Below are 15,939 nucleotides of genomic sequence, written 5' to 3' on the forward strand. Positions count from 1 at the left end.
TCGCGCGGAGCAACTTCGGCTCGCGGCGAGCCTCGTTCTCGCTGGACATCTCACGTCGCCTGCCGGCAATAACGCAGCGGAACGATACCTCGCGCTGATCGCCGCGGACGAACAGGATCGCGACGCGCTGAAGGGAATCGGGCGCATCCTCGCCGCACTGTCGCTGAAAGCCTCGAACGCCATCGCCGAAGACGATCCGCGCAGTGCGATCGAACCGATGGCCCAGGCAAACATGATCGCCGAGCGCGCGAAGATGAAGGCGGCGCCGGCATTTGCTGCCTTCGTCGCGCCCATCCACGACGCCGTCGAGAAACGTCGGGCGCGTTCGCGCGACCCGTTTGATCCGTCAATCGGCGCGATGACTCCGCTGGTGCCGGCGCTCGAACGAATCGATCCGGAGCAGGCGCGTGCATTGAAGGCCGATATCGAACGCCCTGACGAACTTCTGCGCACGGGTGGAAAATTCCGCGATCCGGGCGGCTTCACCATGGCCGTGATGACGCGCAGCAGTGCAGCCGGCGCACGCATCGACCATCCTTTCGCGGTCGCCGGCACGGATGTCACGCGAGGCGGCTATGCAAGATTCGCCTCGGCCAGCGGCCGACGTGCATCGCCGTGTCGCGAGTCGCAGGGCTTGCTGGCCCGCCTTGCACGGGGCGTCGATTGGCGCGCACCGGGCTTCACACAAACCGACCAGCATCCGGTGGTCTGCGTCAGCTGGGAGGACGCTGACGCCTATGCGCAGTGGCTCGGCAAACGCGTCGGTGCGCACTATCGACTGCCGACGTCACAGGAATGGCTGCTGGCAGCGCAAGCGGCGGGCAAAGACACCAGCTGCCGCAACGCCAATATCGACCACGGCAGGACATGTGACGACGGCTTTCCACACACCTCCCCGGTTGGCCGGTTCGCAGCGACGCCGCAGGGGCTCTACGATGTTTCTGGAAACGTCAGTGTCTGGGTCGATGGGTGCGCAAGAGGCGCAGGCGGCAGCGGCTGCGCCGCGCGCACCTTCCGTGGTTTGTCGTGGAACGACGACGGAGACGAATCGAACCTCGCCCGATCGGACACCGCCGCGGGCAACCTCGGCTACGCGAACGTCGGGTTCCGTCTGGTCCGCGAACTGCCCTCGCCAAAAGAGTGACCCTTCGCAAACACGCCGCGCCGGCCTGTGTCGACGACGCTTCATCCAACCTTCCCCCACTCCGGTGAGTCCCGATGCGTCCCCTGTACGTCCAGCGTTACCTTCTCACCGGCTTGCTCACCTTCATTCCGATATGGCTGACGTGGATCGTCTTCAAATCGATCTTCTCGGTGCTCTCGCAGGTCAACCTGCCGTGGGTGGCTGCGCTGTTCGATGCACTTGCGCGATGGTTTCCCGAGTCACTGGGACGGATCAACCAGGGATGGCTGACCTCATTGCTCGCCTTCATCGTGACGGTCGTTGCGTTGTACCTGATGGGATTCGCGACGAACCGCGTGATCGGTCGACGCATGCTCGACGCGTTCGAGTCGCTGATCGAGCACATTCCAATCGCCCACACCATCTACAGCGGCACCAAGAAGCTCATGAGCATCCTGCAGAACAAGCCGAACGGAACGCAGCGCGTCGTGCTGATCGGGTTTCCGTCTCCGGAGCTCAAGACGATCGGCTTCGTCACGCGCGTGTTCCTCGATTCCAGCGGGGCGGAGCTGGCAGCGGTGTATGTGCCGACCACGCCCAATCCGACCGGAGGCTATCTGGAGATCGTGCCGATCGAACACCTGATCGCCACCGACTGGAGCGTCGACCAGGCGATGGCCTTCATTCTTTCCGCTGGCGCGGCGGGTCCGGACACTTTGCCGTTCAAACTCACACGCTGACGCCAGCGCTGCATGTCGGACCGGTCCCGGGGTCGTCGATCCGCGCGGCAAGGCGACGAGCCCAACCGCGCGGCGATGATGCGGACTACTTCCCCTCGACGACGGTCTTGAGATTGTCGAGTCCGCCGCGATAAACGCTGGCGATCGTCTTGGTCGCGGTGGCGTCGTTTGCATCGGCGGGCGGGTTCGGACCGACGTGCTTGCGCTTGAACGTGCCGGACCAGGTCACCTTGCTGCGACCCTTGCCAGCCGCCTTCACCACCAGCGTCGAGTTGTAGTCGCTGACCGGCAGCACGCCTTTGAGGATCATGTAGCTGAAGCGGTGATGCTTCTCATCGAATGCGGTGAGCTTCTCGTTGATGGTTCCGCCATCCTGCAGCGTGAGAAGGCGTTCCGCACCAACGGTGTTGTTCGTGCCCGTGACGATCTTGTCGCTCGCCACCGCAGGATGCCAGGTGTTCAAGCCGTCGAAATCCTTCACCTTTGCCCATACGTCGTCTGGCGATGCGTGGATCATCACGCTTTCATGGACGTTGAGCATCGGCGCTGCGGCCGCGTATGCAGCGGGCAGCATTGCAACGAGGGCAAGCAGAACGGCGTGGTAGCGTTTCATCGCGGACTTCTCGAGTGGGCCTGTGGATCGGCTGCAGCCAGCCCGAATACGCCGGACGGTGCGATTGGCGCAATCTGCCACAACCGCCGGAGGAGTGCGAATGCGGCGCAGCAGGGGACGCCCGTGGCGCGCTCGTTCCCGTGACCGCCGCGCAGGATGCACTGCATCTGGAGCGATCCGGGCGTGTCTGCGGAAGTTCGCTAACGGACGCGGATCGTTGCAGCTACGGACGGCAGACTCAACCGGGAATTGACCTGTGCGGCTGTCCGCGGGTCGGTGTAAGCCGGTGGTGCGTCTCGATGCGACCAAGGGAAACCAACAGCTCCCGAAGAAACGTGAGTCGGTGTGTGATCCTCGGCGGCGTCATGGGCGCGCAGCGGAATCTTTCGCGCCGCGCGCCTCGGTAGACGTCGACATGGCGAACGTCTGGCACATAAAAATCCTGTCAGGACAGGCCTTCACCGGTACCGCGCTGACTCAGGAACTTCTGCTCGAACACATCTGCTGGCACGGCTTGACTGATCAGATACCCCTGCATTTCGTCGCAATTCAAAAGCCGCAGCAGACCAGCTTGGTCTTCCGTCTCGACGCCTTCCGCGACCACATTGATTTTCAGCGACCGCGCGAGCGAGATGATCGTGGAAACCAGCGCCAGACCCCGCTGCGAGCCGGTCATTTCGGCAACAAACGAGCGATCGATCTTGAGCGTGTTCAACGGCAGCTTGGCCAGATATCCGAGCGACGAAAAACCGGTGCCGAAATCATCCAGCGCCACCGAGACGCCCATCACGCTGATTGCGTGAAGGCAATCGCGGCCGTACTCGACGTCTTCCATGATCATGCTTTCGGTGAGCTCCAGCTCCAGGCCGGCCGCCGCCCGCGGATCGCGTCCGATGAGCTCGCGGATCTCGCCGACGAAGCCGCGGTCACGCAGTTGCAGCGGCGACACATTCACCGCGATCGGCTTGACGTCAATGCCCGCGTCGAGCCAGCGCAGATAGTCGGCCGAAGCCGTGCGCATCGCCCAACGCCCAACCTCGTGGATGAGTCCGGTTTCCTCCAGGACGGGAATGAATTCCGCCGGCGGCACCGGCACGCCTGATGGGCGTTTCCAGCGCAGCAGGGCCTCCGCGCCCGTCAACGCGCGTTTGTCGAGACTCACTTTCGGCTGGTAGTGCACTTCGAATTCGTTGTTCGTCAGCGCCTGCCGCAACTGGTTTTCCAAGACCAGAGCGCGCGAAACGTGGTCGTTCATTGAGGTCTCGTAAAACACATAGCGTTCGCCGCGCAGCTTGGCCTTCTTCAACGCTGCTTCGGCGTTGCGGAACAGGGTTTCCGCGTCGGTGCCGTCGTTCGGATACTTTGCAATGCCCGCCTTGGCAACGATGTGAAGCGCGTTGCCGTTTGCGAGGAACGGCTGTCGCAGGAACGTCTCCATGGTCCGCTCGACCAGGTGCAGAAGATTGCCGCCCGGGCGCAGCACTGGCAGCACCAGCGCGAAGTGATCCGAGCCGACGCGCGCCCATAGCTCGGGGCCGCCGCCATTGCGGATCAGCCAGCTGGCGACATGCTGCAGCAGTCGGTCGCCCGCAGTCCGACCAAGGGAATCGTTGACGTTGCGGAAACGCTCCACGTCGAAGATCAACACGGCAAGCTCAGTGCCAGCGCTCGCTGCAGTGCGCACGAACTGGGCAACGCGCTCGAGAAAAAGATTGCGGTTGGCAAGGCCGGTCAGCTCATCGTAATAGGCGAGGTATTCGAGCCGCTCACGCTTGTCGATATGGTCGATCGCGAAGGCGATGTCGCCGGCCAGCTCGCCGAGCAGCTTCATTTCTTCCGCGTGGAAGAACTCCGGCTCGCTGGCGTAGAGGCACAGCACACCGACCGCCCGCTCGCCGACGATCAACGGCATGACCGCCAGCGAGCACACGCCAGCCTGCGCATAGCGTCGGCCGAATGTCGCGCGCGGGTCGGTCAGCAGATTGTCGGAAACGAGTGGCATCTTCGTCCGGAGCGCCGTTGCGACCATCGTCGATCCGTAGTCTCGCGAGGTCAGACGGTATTCGACGTCCCGCAGCAGTGCGTCGTCTTTGCCGAACGATGCAATTCGCGTCGCCTTGACGCCTTCCGCGTCGACCACGACGATCATCGCCATCGAGAACCGGCCCACTTCGACGGCAATGCGACAGGCTTCGGAAAACAGCTCTTCGCGTTCGCGCACGCGCACGATCAGCGCATTGACCCCACTCAGGATTGCGTAGACGCGATTGAGGTACTTGATGCGCGTCTCGCTGTTCTTGCGCTCCGTGATGTCCCAGTTGACTCCGATCATGCGCGACGGCGAACCGTCCGCTGCAGGTTGAACGAGTCCGTGCACGGCGAGCCAGCGACGCTCGCCGTCCGGGCGAATGATACGGTACTCGGAGTGATAGTCGTGCTTTCCAGCGAGCGCAGCCGCGAGTTCGGCGTCGGCCAGAGCGCGGTCATCGGCGTGCAGTGCACGACGCCAGACGTCGACCGTGCATTCCAGTTGCGGTCCGTCGATGCCGAACAGGCTGCAGGTTTGCGCGTCCCAGTGCAGCACGCCGCGATTGACATCCAGATCCCACACGCCGATGTGGGCCGAGCGGGTGGCGAGGGCCAGCCGGTCCAGGCTTTCGCGAACGGCGGCCTGCGCCTGCTGACGCTCGGTGATGTCACGCTGCACGGCAACGAAATGCGTCACCCGATTCGCTGCATTGCGCAGCGGGGTGATGATCCATGCCTGCAGGTATTCAGTGCCGTCCTTGCGGTAGTTGATCGCTTCGCCTTCGAACTGTTCACCGCGCTGCAGCGTCTCCCGCAGGCGGCGCAACGTGGCGCGGTCGGTGCGCGCTCCGGCGAGCATGCGCGGCGTCCTGCCAAGCACCTCGCGTGCCGCATAGCCGGTCATGCGCGTGAAGGCGGGGTTGGCGAACACGATGCGCGGGCCCGGCTCGTCGAGCTCCGCATCGGTGATCAGGATCGACTCGCCCGATTGCATCACGGCAGAGTTGAGCAGCCTCAGCATCACGTCGGCGCTGTTGCGCTCTCCGATGTCGGTTAGCAGGACGCGGTTGGTTTCTTCCAGCTCCAGCGTCTTTTGCTCGAGCTTTCGAACGAGCACCTGGTTGTAGACCTTGCTCAACACATCCGGGGCGCCCAGCGGTTTTTGCGGCGAATCTGGCATCCGGGAGCTGCCGTTGGCCTCCACGGTACGCACGCGCTGCATGAAGACGTCGGGCTCCGTGGGCTTCAGGATGAAGTCGTCCGCGCCCCAGCTGAAAGCCAGCCCCCGGTCCTCCGGCTCCGTGTAGGTCGACGTGTAGACGATGAATGGCACGCTGCGCAGTTGCGCGTCCGCCTTCCAGTGGCGCAACAAGGTGTAGCCGTCCATGACCGGCATCAGCAGGTCGGAGATCACCAGGTCCGGAGGACGCTGTCGGGCAATCGAAAGTGCCTCCGCGCCGTCGTGGGCCGCTTCCACCGTGTAGCTGTTTGCGGCCAGGAGTGCCTGCAGGTAGGACAGGTTCTCCTCGGTGTCATCGACCAGCAGAACGTGTGTCACGGGCTCTCCTTGGCAGGGTGACGTGCAGCGCGGTACGGCAGTAACTGGTCGATGAAAGCCTGCGGATCGATCGGCTTCTCGATGTAGGCAGTGAAGCCGCACTCGAAGGCTTTTTCGCGGTCACCCGACATCGCATACGAGGTGATCGCAATGATGGGCACCGACGCAAACGAAGGAGTGGTGCGGAGCGCGCGAGCCACTGCATAGCCGTCCATCAGCGGAAGCTGGATGTCGAGCAGGATCACATCGGGCAGGTGCTTGAGCGCGATCGCGAGCCCGCTCGGTCCATCTGCTGCGCTGACCACCGTATAGCCTGCATGTTCGAGCAGGAACGTCGCGAGATACCGGTTCTGGTCGTTGTCTTCGATGAGCAGCGCGGTACACCTCATGAGGCGGTCGCTCGCAGCAAGGGCAGTGTCAGGGTGAACCGGCTCCCGACTCCCCATTCGCTGTGCACCGTCATGGATCCACCCATCAGCTCGGCGAGCCGGCGGGAGATCGCGAGGCCGAGGCCTGTCCCTTCGTGGACCCGGGTGATGCCCGAATCGATCTGGTGGAACGGCTGGAACAGCCGCGCGACCTCCGATTCCGGGATGCCGATGCCCGTATCCGCGACCTCGATGCGGGCGCTTGCGGCATCGCTTGCCCCATCCGATTGCGCCGCTTCGGATACCGCGGGGTGCGTGACCGACGCCGTCACGGTGATCTGTCCACTCTCGGTGAACTTGACCGCGTTGCTGAGCAGGTTCAGCAGGATTTGCTCGACGCGGCGCCGATCGCCGACCGTCTCGCCGACTCCGGTGTCGATGGCGGTGCACAGCAGCAGAGACTTTTTTTCAGCCTGCGGCTGGATCGACGCGACTGCACGTTCGATCGATTCCCGCAGGTCAAACGCGTCCATGCGGACCTCAAGCTGGCCGGCCTCGATCTTCGAGATGTCGAGAACGTCATTGATGAGCTCCAGCAGGTGCCGTGCGCTTCCACGCACCATCGCCAGTTGGCGGTTCTGCTCGGCATTGAGGGGACCTGCGAGTTCCTGCAACACGATACCGGTGAAACCAAGAATTGAATTGAGGGGCGTGCGCAGCTCATGCGACATGGTTGCCAGGAACGCGGACTTGGTTCGGTCCGCCGCCTTTGCCTGGACCAGCGCAATCTGAAGATCGTGCGTTCGCTCCGCGACCTTGCCTTCCAACTCCCGTTTCGCCTCATGCAACAGCTGTTCGGCCGCCTTGCGCTCGGTGGCGTCGCTGAAGGTCATGAAGGCCAGCGCCTTGTCATCGGCATACCGCACCCGCGCGCCGCTGTAGCTGATCACTCGTTCCCATTCGCGATCGAGGCGTCGCACGCGCAGTTCAAGCCCGTTCACGTGCTCGCCGCGACGTACGCGCGCGAGGGGCCAGCGTTCCGGTGGCACGCGGTGCCCCTCCAGGTCGAACACCTCGAATACGGCGGAGAAATCACGCTGTTGACGACGCTCTTCCTCGAGGCCGGCGAATCCGAGCATGCGCAACGCCTCGGGATTCCAGTACAGGACGTCCGAATCAGGTTCGGCAATGACCAGTCCCTCGGTGAGACTGTCGATGACCACCGAAAAGCGGTTTTCTGCCTCGAGCAACGCCGCCTCCGCGACCTCGCGGCGCGTGATGTCAACCCCGACGCCAATCAGGCAGGGGCTGCCATTGATGACGATTCGCCGCAGAGTGAAAAGGTAAGACGTCCAATGGCCCTGCTTCGCCACCAGACGTGCTTCGACCGACGCCTCGCCATGGTCAAACACTTCGCCGATGCGTCGTTGGACCGCCGCGCGATCGGCCGGCCCGAACAAATCGAGCGGGTGCAGTTCTTCGATTTCGGCGGCGCTGTAACCAGACGCGTGTTCGAAATTCCTGTTCCAGCGCAGGAAGTGGCCACTGGCGTCGAAGACGTAAAGCACGCCCGGCATGCTGTCGATCATCGTCGCGGAGAAAAGCTGCTCGGCCTTCACCGCCTTGGCAGCATTCGCACGCTCGACCTGGCGCGCGAGATTGTCAAGCGCACCCGCAAACGCGTCGGCTGCCTCCTCCAGCAATGGCATCTCCCGATCATTGAAGAAGCCAGCCTCACATGCATCGAGGCAGAGTACGCCCCCGACCTTGCCGTTGGAATGGAGAGGGAGCGCGGCCGACGATCGAATGCCGCGCTCGGGTGGCACGCGGTTCCCGCTTTCACGGGGATCGCCTTCCGGTCTCAGGTTGACGATGGAGGGGTGGCCAGTGCGGAAGGCAGTGGCTGCGCCTGCATCTTCTAGAGCGATCGCGTCACCGCTCGCCCCAGCAAGCTGCCCGCCGGTGTCGCCCCAGCTCGCGATCCGTTGCAGGCGGTCCGAGCCCGGCAGACGCCAGACAACCGATGCAGCCGCAAATCCGCCGGACTCGACCAGCGTGCGGCAGACCTTGCCGAGCAGATCCTGACGGTCGCTGGCGCTGATGATCGCCTGGGTGACCTGGCTCAGTGCGTTGTAGAGTTGCGACAGGCGCGCCGCCTCGCGCTCGCGCTGCTTCAGCGCGGTGATGTCGCGCGCAATCTTGGAGAAGCCGATGATCCGGCCCTCGCCGGTGCGCAGCGGCGACACGCTGATCGACACGTCGATCAGCCGCTTGTCGCTGGTGAGGCGCTGGGTCTGGTAGTGCTGAACCAGGTCGCCGCGACGGACCTTGCTGATAATCGTATCTTCTTCTGCCTGCCGGTCCGGCGGAATCAGCCGGCGGATCGAAGTGCCGATCATTTCCGTGGCTGAATAGCCGAACAGGGCCTGTGCCCCGGAGTTCCAGCTGGTGATGAACCCGTCAATGTCTTTTGCGATGATCGAGTCCTGCGAGGATTCGACCAGCGCGGCGACGTAATCACGATAGCTTGCTCCGTCGCTGCGGACAGAGACTTCGCGTACGAGCCAAAGGCGCACGCCGTCTGTGAGCGGCGCCGAGAAGACGTCCGTTTTGAAGAACGTATCGTCCTTGCGGCGAAAACGGTATTGGTAACGGACGCCCTCGGCCGACTCGGCCGACTCGGTAGACGCTGGCAACTCGACGATGTGCGAGAGGTCCCGGCCTACGAGTTCCTCGCGGGCATAGCCCAGCAGGCGGCAAATGGCAGGATTGGCATCGACGCAGACGTTGTGAACATCTGTGACGACAATGCCATCCGGCCCAAAGTCGAACAGGGCACGCAAGCCCGAGTCCGCCTGGATAGCGACGGGCGACGCACCGCTCGCTCCTTTTCCCTTGTCAGTACCCGCTCTCTTTCCTTGCACGGCACCTCCGCATACCCATACCGGTTCGAACCCAACTCGCTCGATGCGCTCGAACCTGTCGCGGACCCATCTTCGGCTGAAACGCCTCGCGGTTGGCAGCGAGGCCGAGTGCCATCCAACGCACTCGCAATGCGACCGCGCACAGCCAGTCATTGGCAGTTGGTGGGCGCGCACGCGCGCGAAGGATACCGCTTTACGGGGGTTCACGGCGCAAAAGCACGCTAGCGGGCGCAGACGGCGCACGGCAAGCACTTTCCGCACGCATCAATTGCCTTGGCGGAAGACCGCCGTGACCCCTTTGTTCAGGCACGTTTCAACGCTCGTCTACGATAGTGATCGACCGGTAGCCCGGACTGGAACGCGCTCAAGGTCTTGGCCGAGTGACCTTCGACACTGTGACGGCGGGGTCCATCCCCGTAGGCTGGCAGCCCTTTTTCCCTGTTGGAGCGATGCATGCCCGCATGCTCGAAACGCACGCTGGCGGCAGCGCTCGTGCTCTCTTTCGCCTCCGGCGCGCAGGCCCACACGAACGACCATGGGCTCGATGCACTGAATTTCGATCCCGCGGTCGGCGCGTGTACCGATTTTTTCCAGCACGCCAACGGCGGATGGCTGGCATCCAATCCGATCGGTGCGCAATACAGCCAGTGGAGCCTCGACGACGAGTTGCGCGAACGCAACCTGGGCCTGGTGCGCGAAGTGCTCGACAACGCGGCCGCCCATCCGGGCGCCGACGGAAGCAGCAGTCGCAAGATCGGCGATTTCTACGCGTCGGCGATCGACGAGGAGTCGATCGAAGCCGCCGGCTACACGCGGATCAAGCCGGACCTCGCGCGCGTCGATGCACTGAAGACGCCCGCCGATGTCGCCGCGCTCGTTCGCCTGTGGCATGCGCAGGGCGTGCCTGTCCTGTTCGAGTTTGGTCCCGAGTCGGACATGAAAAACGCCGGCGTGATGATTGGCTACGCGAGCCAGGGCGGACTCGGACTGCCCGATCGGGACTACTACACGCGCACCGATGCGAAATCGAAGGCGCTGCGCGGCACCTATCGCACGCACGTCGCGCGGATGCTCGGGCTGATCGGAGAGAAGGATCCGCGCACGGCCGCGGGCTGGATCGTCGACCTGGAAACGACGCTCGCGAAGTCGTCGCTCGATCGCACGGCGTTGCGCGATCCGCTCAACTCGTATCACTTGGTGACGGTCAAGGCTGCGGATGCGCAGACGCCGCATTTTTCGTGGACGGCTTTCTACACCAGCCTCGGCCGCGACGATGTCGTGCGCTTCTCGCTTGCACAACCGATGTTCTTCGCCGCCGCCGACAAGGCGCTCGCATCGGTGCCCATTGCGCACTGGCAGGCGTACCTTCGCTGGCATCTGCTCGATTCCGCTGCGCCTGACCTGTCGACAGCATTCGTCGATGAGGACTTCGATTTCCACGGTCGCACGCTGCGCGGCACGCAGGAACTGAAGCCGCGTTGGAAGCGCGCGGTCGATTCGACCAACGATGCGCTCGGCTTCGCCGTCGGTGAAGCGTACGTCGCGCGCACCTTCCCGCCCGAAGCGCGCGAACGCGCCCGAAAGCTGGTTGAGAATCTCAAGATTGCGCTGCGGGCGCGGCTTGCGCACCTGGACTGGATGGGTGACGACACGAAAAATGCCGCGTACGCCAAGCTCGACACATTGGTGGCGAAGATCGGATATCCGGATACCTGGCGTGACTACTCGACACTCCCGATCCAGCGCGGAGCGCATTACGCCAACGTGCGCGCCGCCCTCGCGTTCGAGGCCCACAGAACCATCGCGAAAATCGACAAGCCGGTCGACCGCAGCGAATGGGGAATGCTGCCGCAGACGGTGAACGCGTATTACAACCCGCTGCAGAACGAGATCGTGTTTCCGGCGGCGCAGTTGCAGCCACCGTATTTCGACGCGACGATGGATGAGGCCATCAACTACGGCGGCATTGGCGCGGTGATCGGCCACGAAATGCTGCATGGATTCGACGACCAGGGCAGCCAGTTCGATGCGCAAGGCAACCTGCGCGACTGGTGGAGCACGCAGGACCGCGATCGCTTCAACGCGCGCACCGCTCGACTGGTCAAACAGTTCGATGCGTATGTGCCCGTGGACGACCTGCACATCAACGGAACGGTGACGCTGGGCGAGAACATCGCCGATTTGGGCGGAATCGAAGTGGCGTGGGACGCGTTCCGCCTGACCGACCAGAGCAAGGCTGCTGCTCCGATCGATGGCTACTCCCCTTCGCAGCGCTTCTTCCTGTCGTTCGCGCAGAGCTGGCGAACGCAACAGCGTCCCGAAGCCTTGCGTCTGCAGGTTCAGTCGAACGAACACGCGCCCGCCAAATACCGCGTCAACGGACCCGTCAGCAATCTTCCCTCATTTGCCGACGCCTTCGCCTGCAAGACCGGAGAACAGCCGATGGCGCGCGCGACCGCGACTCACGTCGACATCTGGTAGCACTCAACTGCCAACAAACCGAATTCATCTAGCCGGACCTGGAGAGTTTCACCATGCACAACCCTTTCAACCGTTCACTCGCACTCGCGATCTGCGTCGCCTTGTCGACGTCGGCAGTCGCCGCCACCACGACCCCCACCTTCGACGTCAACGATCTCGATACGAAGATCAATCCCTGCGGCGACTTCAACGCGTTCGTCAACTCGAAGTGGGTTGCGGCCAACCCGATCCCGTCGGATCGCACGCGGTGGGGCGCTTTCGACATGCTGCGCGAACACAGTCTGCAGACGCAGCGCGGCATCGTCGAGGCCGCTGCACGCGATGCGAAGAAGGCAAAGGACGGCTCAATCGAGCAGAAGATCGGCTGGTTCTACCGATCCGGCATGGCCGACGGCGCGGTGGAAAAAGCCGGCTATTCGCCGATCAAGCCGGAGCTTGCGAAGATTGAAGCAGTGAAAACCCCTGCAGAACTTGCAGCCTACATCGGTGACAGCTTTTCGCGCGCGCAGAACGGTCTGTTCGGCATCAGCCCCGGCGCGGACTTCAAGAATTCCTCCACGCAGATCGCGTTCGTGTCCCAGGGCGGACTCGGACTTCCAACCTCGGAGTACTACGACAAGAGCGAGTACGCAGGGTTGCGCGACGCCTACAAAGCGCATATTGCGAAGGTGCTCGAGCTGACCGGTGAAAAGGCGGGGGATGCGAAAATCGATGCGGAACATGTCCTCGCATTCGAAACGCGTCTTGCGAAGGCATCGCTTCCGCCGGTCGACTTGCGCACGCCGGAAAACCAGTATCACTTCGTGACCCTTGCCGATGCCGACAAGGCATCGCCGAATTTTTCGTGGTCAGGGTTCTTCACCACGCAGAAGGCAGACATCCAGCGTGGATTCTCGTTGTCGCAGCCGAAATTCTTCGCCGAAATGGACAAGATGCTCGTCGACGTGCCGGTCGCGCAGTGGCAAACCTACCTGCGTTTCCACGTGATCGACTCTGCCTCTCCCTATCTGTCCAAACCGTTCGCCAGCGAGCATTTCGAGTTCAACAACAAGACGCTGAACGGTCAGAAGGAACAGGAACCGCGCTGGAAGCGCGTGCTCGAATCGGTCAACGAGACGATGGGAATGGCGCTCGGAGAACTCTATGTGGCGACGGCGTTTCCACCGGATTCGAAGAAGCGCGCGCTCGAACTGGTCAACAACGTCAGCGCGGCGTTGAAGGCACGCATCGAGAAACTCGACTGGATGAGCGACGCGACGCGGCAGAAGGCGCTGGAGAAGTGGTCGACCTTCCTGCCGAAGATCGGCTACCCGGATACGTGGCGCGACTGGTCTGGCCTGACGGTATTGTCGGATAATTACTATGGAAACGTGCTCGCGGCATCGCAGTTCGACTACAACTACGAGATTGCAAAAATCGGCAAGCCGACCGATCGTCTCGAATGGGGCATGACGCCGCAGACGGTGAACGCGTACTACAACCCGACCGACAACACGATCAATTTTCCCGCCGCGATCCTGCAGCCGCCGTTCTTCGATGCGACTGCGGACGACGCCATCAACTATGGCGGCATTGGCGCGGTGATCGGCCATGAAGCAACGCACGGCTACGACGACGAAGGCAGTCAGTTCGACGCGAAGGGCAACAACGCCGACTGGTGGACAAAGGAGGATCGCGAGAAGTTCGACGCTCGCACGGCCAAGCTTGTCGCCCAGTACAACGCCTACGAACCGCTTCCCGGCAAGCACGTCAATGGCCAGTTGACGCTTGGCGAGAATATTGCGGACCTTGGCGGCATCAACGTCGGCTACGACGCGTTGCAGATGGCACTGAAGAAGAATCCAGCGGAAATGGAGAAGAAGATCGACGGCTACACGCCCGACCAGCGCTTCTTCCTCAGCTTCGCCAGGATCTGGCGCGGCAGCATCCTGGCCAAGCGCCAGGAAGTGCTGCTCAACGCAGATCCGCACTCGCCGGCGCAATTCCGCGCGATGGGAGCACCCTCGAACATGCCCGCGTTTGCCGAAACGTTCAAGTGCAAGGCCGGCGACGCGATGGTGCGCGACGACGCGAAGCAGGTGAAGATCTGGTAGTCGGTCGTTCCATGATCGCCTGATCCAGCGGCACCGCTTCGGCGGTGCCGTTTTTTTTTGCATCCATTGAGGAAAAATTAACGCAACCCGGGGCAACCGCGGTCTATCGTGGCCATCCGTTCGATCATTGATGGGGATTTCGATGCAGTCATTGCCGCGCGTTGCCGGCGCCATCGCGACCGCGCTCTTCGGCGCAACCATCGCAAACGCCGCGTTACCCAGCTACGAAACCGTTGAATTGGAAGCGCGCAGCAATCTGCTCGTCAACGACAACGGCTTCAACCTGCCTCCAGGCTCGTCGTTCAACAGCATCAGTGCAGACATCAACGCCAGTGCCGAGGTCGCGTTTCGCGTGCAGGTGGTGCCTGATGCCGACAACCCGGGCCAGTCGCGCCCGGGAGTGTGGGCCGGCGGTCATGGAAACGGGAGTCTCATCTACACGGGGCCAATCGACGCCAGCGTCGACAACGACGCCTGTCTCAACGATTCAGGCGACATCGCCTTCACGTTGTCCGACGGTGGCGTCGGCAACAACCTGTACCTTTACGACGCGACGGCAGGTTCCGCGAGTGCGATCGGTACGTTGCCGGTCATTCCGAACTCGTATGGCAACCCTTGCGTGAATGAAGCCGGCGACATCGGTTTCCAGGCCAGCTTTTCGAGTGGCCGCGCATTCGCTGCGCGGATCGGTGGAAGCACGGCGATCTACACAGGTGATGCGGGCACATCGCCCGGCAGCCCCTACACCTACCTGTACACCCCCTCGTTCAATCGCACCGGAATCATTGCCGCCAAGGTGGCGACCTCGTCCGACCAGTTCACAAAGGTTGAAATCCGCACTTTCGCAAGCGACGGCACGTCGCAGCTGGTCCTCGCCAACGCGTCGACCGATGCACAATCGCCGTATTCCCGCTTCGACAACAGCCTTGCTCTCTCCGACAACGGCATCATCGCCGTCGTCGCGACGCGCGTGTCCGACAACCGTCGCGTCGTGGTCCGCAGCGATGGGATCACCACGACGGAAATCGCCGCAGTCGACCCAGCCGGCACGGTGCGCGAACTCGATTCGTTTGCCCCCGCGATCAACGACAGCGGCTGGGTCGCTTTCCGCGCCAAGGATGCTGCCGGGCAGGCGATTTATGTCGGCGACGGCAGCGCGCTGGTGCGGGTGATCGGCAACGCCGACGCCGTCGCAACCGATCTCGGCCTTGGCCAGCTCGGCCAGAACAACGCGACGGATCCGGTCTTTGCCGGCAAGCCATCCATCAACGCAAACGGTGATATTGCGTTCGTCGCCGGTGTCTATCCGCAAGGCGACAACCAGACCGAGTGGGGAAGCGGCGTCTTCGTCGCCTATGCAACCAATGCAGCGCAGGACCTCGTCTTCGCTGATGGGTTCGACGGCGCTGCGACGCGCTGAGGCGCTCTCCGCGACAGTCAGCGCACGCGCATTCGAGCGACTCGATGATTGTAAAGCGCCTCAGTGACGCCTGGCCTCGCGCCCGCGCGTATTCCTCCACGGAAGCGCCAGTGGCAGATTCCCAGCGTGCTTTCAGGCCACCGGTGCGACGTTCCGCGCGCGATTGTGCGCATCGTGCTCATCGCAAGACTATCCATGCGGGACGAAGGGCCGGATAATCCGACCCCGTTCTCGCCCTCTCGCTCATGGCTTTCATTCCCGGTCAACGCTGGATCTCCAATGCCGAACCCGAACTGGGGCTCGGCACGGTCGTGCGGCTCGAAGGCCGCAATGTGCAGGTGCTGTTTGCGACGGCCGGGGTCCTGCGCCACTACGCGATGCATGCCGCTCCGTTGGCGCGCGCGGATTTTCGCGTCGGCCAGAAGGTCTCGGGCAGCAAGCAGAACTTCGTCGTCGAGCGCATCAGCGAGTCCAACGGACTGCTGACCTATCACGGCGGTGAAAAAACGTTGAGCGAAGCGGAACTCGACGATGCGCAGCCGATCTCGCGCGCCGACGAACGCCTCCTCTCGACGCGCATCGATCCTCCGG

At 63.0% G+C, this 15,939-nt stretch carries 9 protein-coding genes and 1 pseudogene; 6 read left to right on the forward strand and 4 right to left on the reverse strand.

The features are described 5' to 3' along the window. Nucleotides 1-1,144: SUMF1/EgtB/PvdO family nonheme iron enzyme (locus tag ABIV12_RS12415; protein WP_348059723.1), on the forward strand; the 1,144-nt coding region annotated here is incomplete at its 5' end. Between the two features lie 74 nt (nucleotides 1,145-1,218). Then, complete coding sequence (locus ABIV12_RS12420) at nucleotides 1,219-1,863, forward strand: DUF502 domain-containing protein (RefSeq protein WP_348059725.1); 645 nt, start codon at nucleotides 1,219-1,221, stop codon at nucleotides 1,861-1,863. Between the two features lie 85 nt (nucleotides 1,864-1,948). Here the strand turns inward: ABIV12_RS12420 and ABIV12_RS12425 are convergent, their stop codons facing one another. The 4 genes from ABIV12_RS12425 to ABIV12_RS12440 all read right to left on the reverse strand — a co-directional run bounded on the left by ABIV12_RS12425 (nucleotide 1,949) and on the right by ABIV12_RS12440 (nucleotide 9,354). Further along, nucleotides 1,949-2,476, reverse strand: coding sequence for an SRPBCC family protein (locus ABIV12_RS12425; protein WP_348059727.1), 528 nt, complete (start codon nucleotides 2,474-2,476; stop codon nucleotides 1,949-1,951). Nucleotides 2,477-2,921: 445 nt separating this feature from the next. Beyond that, nucleotides 2,922-6,062: an EAL domain-containing protein gene (locus ABIV12_RS12430; protein ID WP_348059729.1), complete on the reverse strand. Its 3,141-nt coding sequence runs from the start codon at nucleotides 6,060-6,062 to the stop codon at nucleotides 2,922-2,924. Next, entirely contained in the window at nucleotides 6,059-6,451 is a 393-nt protein-coding gene (locus ABIV12_RS12435) for a response regulator (RefSeq protein ID WP_348059731.1), read from the reverse strand. The genes ABIV12_RS12430 and ABIV12_RS12435 overlap by 4 nt, the downstream gene beginning before the upstream one ends. Then, nucleotides 6,448-9,354 carry a PAS domain S-box protein gene (locus ABIV12_RS12440; protein WP_348059733.1) on the reverse strand — a complete coding sequence of 969 codons (2,907 nt, stop codon included), beginning with the start codon at nucleotides 9,352-9,354 and terminating at the stop codon, nucleotides 6,448-6,450. Before ABIV12_RS12440 ends, ABIV12_RS12435 begins: the two co-directional genes overlap by 4 nt. A gap of 453 nt (nucleotides 9,355-9,807) precedes the next feature. On the opposite strand from ABIV12_RS12440, the gene ABIV12_RS12445 reads away from it, so the two are divergent. The 4 genes and pseudogenes from ABIV12_RS12445 to ABIV12_RS12460 all read left to right on the forward strand — a co-directional run. After that, entirely contained in the window at nucleotides 9,808-11,835 is a 2,028-nt protein-coding gene (locus ABIV12_RS12445) for a M13 family metallopeptidase (protein ID WP_348059735.1), read from the forward strand. A 53-nt stretch (nucleotides 11,836-11,888) separates the two neighbouring features. Then, nucleotides 11,889-13,928 (forward strand): M13 family metallopeptidase, encoded by a 2,040-nt coding sequence (locus ABIV12_RS12450; protein WP_348059737.1) that lies wholly within the window; start codon nucleotides 11,889-11,891, stop codon nucleotides 13,926-13,928. Nucleotides 13,929-14,070: 142 nt separating this feature from the next. Next, a complete protein-coding gene (locus ABIV12_RS12455; RefSeq protein ID WP_348059739.1) occupies nucleotides 14,071-15,348 on the forward strand; it encodes a choice-of-anchor tandem repeat NxxGxxAF-containing protein in 1,278 nt (425 codons plus the stop codon). Between the two features lie 245 nt (nucleotides 15,349-15,593). Beyond that, a pseudogene (locus tag ABIV12_RS12460) lies at nucleotides 15,594-15,939 on the forward strand (RNA polymerase-associated protein RapA); the annotation flags it as partial.

The sequence above is a fragment of the Dokdonella sp. genome (assembly GCF_039926425.1).
Taxonomy (GTDB): domain Bacteria; phylum Pseudomonadota; class Gammaproteobacteria; order Xanthomonadales; family Rhodanobacteraceae; genus Dokdonella_A.

Coding starts and splice junctions, on each gene's coding strand:
- ABIV12_RS12420 (WP_348059725.1), top strand. CDS start 1,219: ATGCGTCCCCTGTACGTCCAGCGTTACCTTCTCACCGGCTTGCTCACC.
- ABIV12_RS12425 (WP_348059727.1), bottom strand. CDS start 2,476: ATGAAACGCTACCACGCCGTTCTGCTTGCCCTCGTTGCAATGCTGCCC.
- ABIV12_RS12435 (WP_348059731.1), bottom strand. CDS start 6,451: ATGAGGTGTACCGCGCTGCTCATCGAAGACAACGACCAGAACCGGTAT.
- ABIV12_RS12445 (WP_348059735.1), top strand. CDS start 9,808: ATGCCCGCATGCTCGAAACGCACGCTGGCGGCAGCGCTCGTGCTCTCT.
- ABIV12_RS12450 (WP_348059737.1), top strand. CDS start 11,889: ATGCACAACCCTTTCAACCGTTCACTCGCACTCGCGATCTGCGTCGCC.
- ABIV12_RS12455 (WP_348059739.1), top strand. CDS start 14,071: ATGCAGTCATTGCCGCGCGTTGCCGGCGCCATCGCGACCGCGCTCTTC.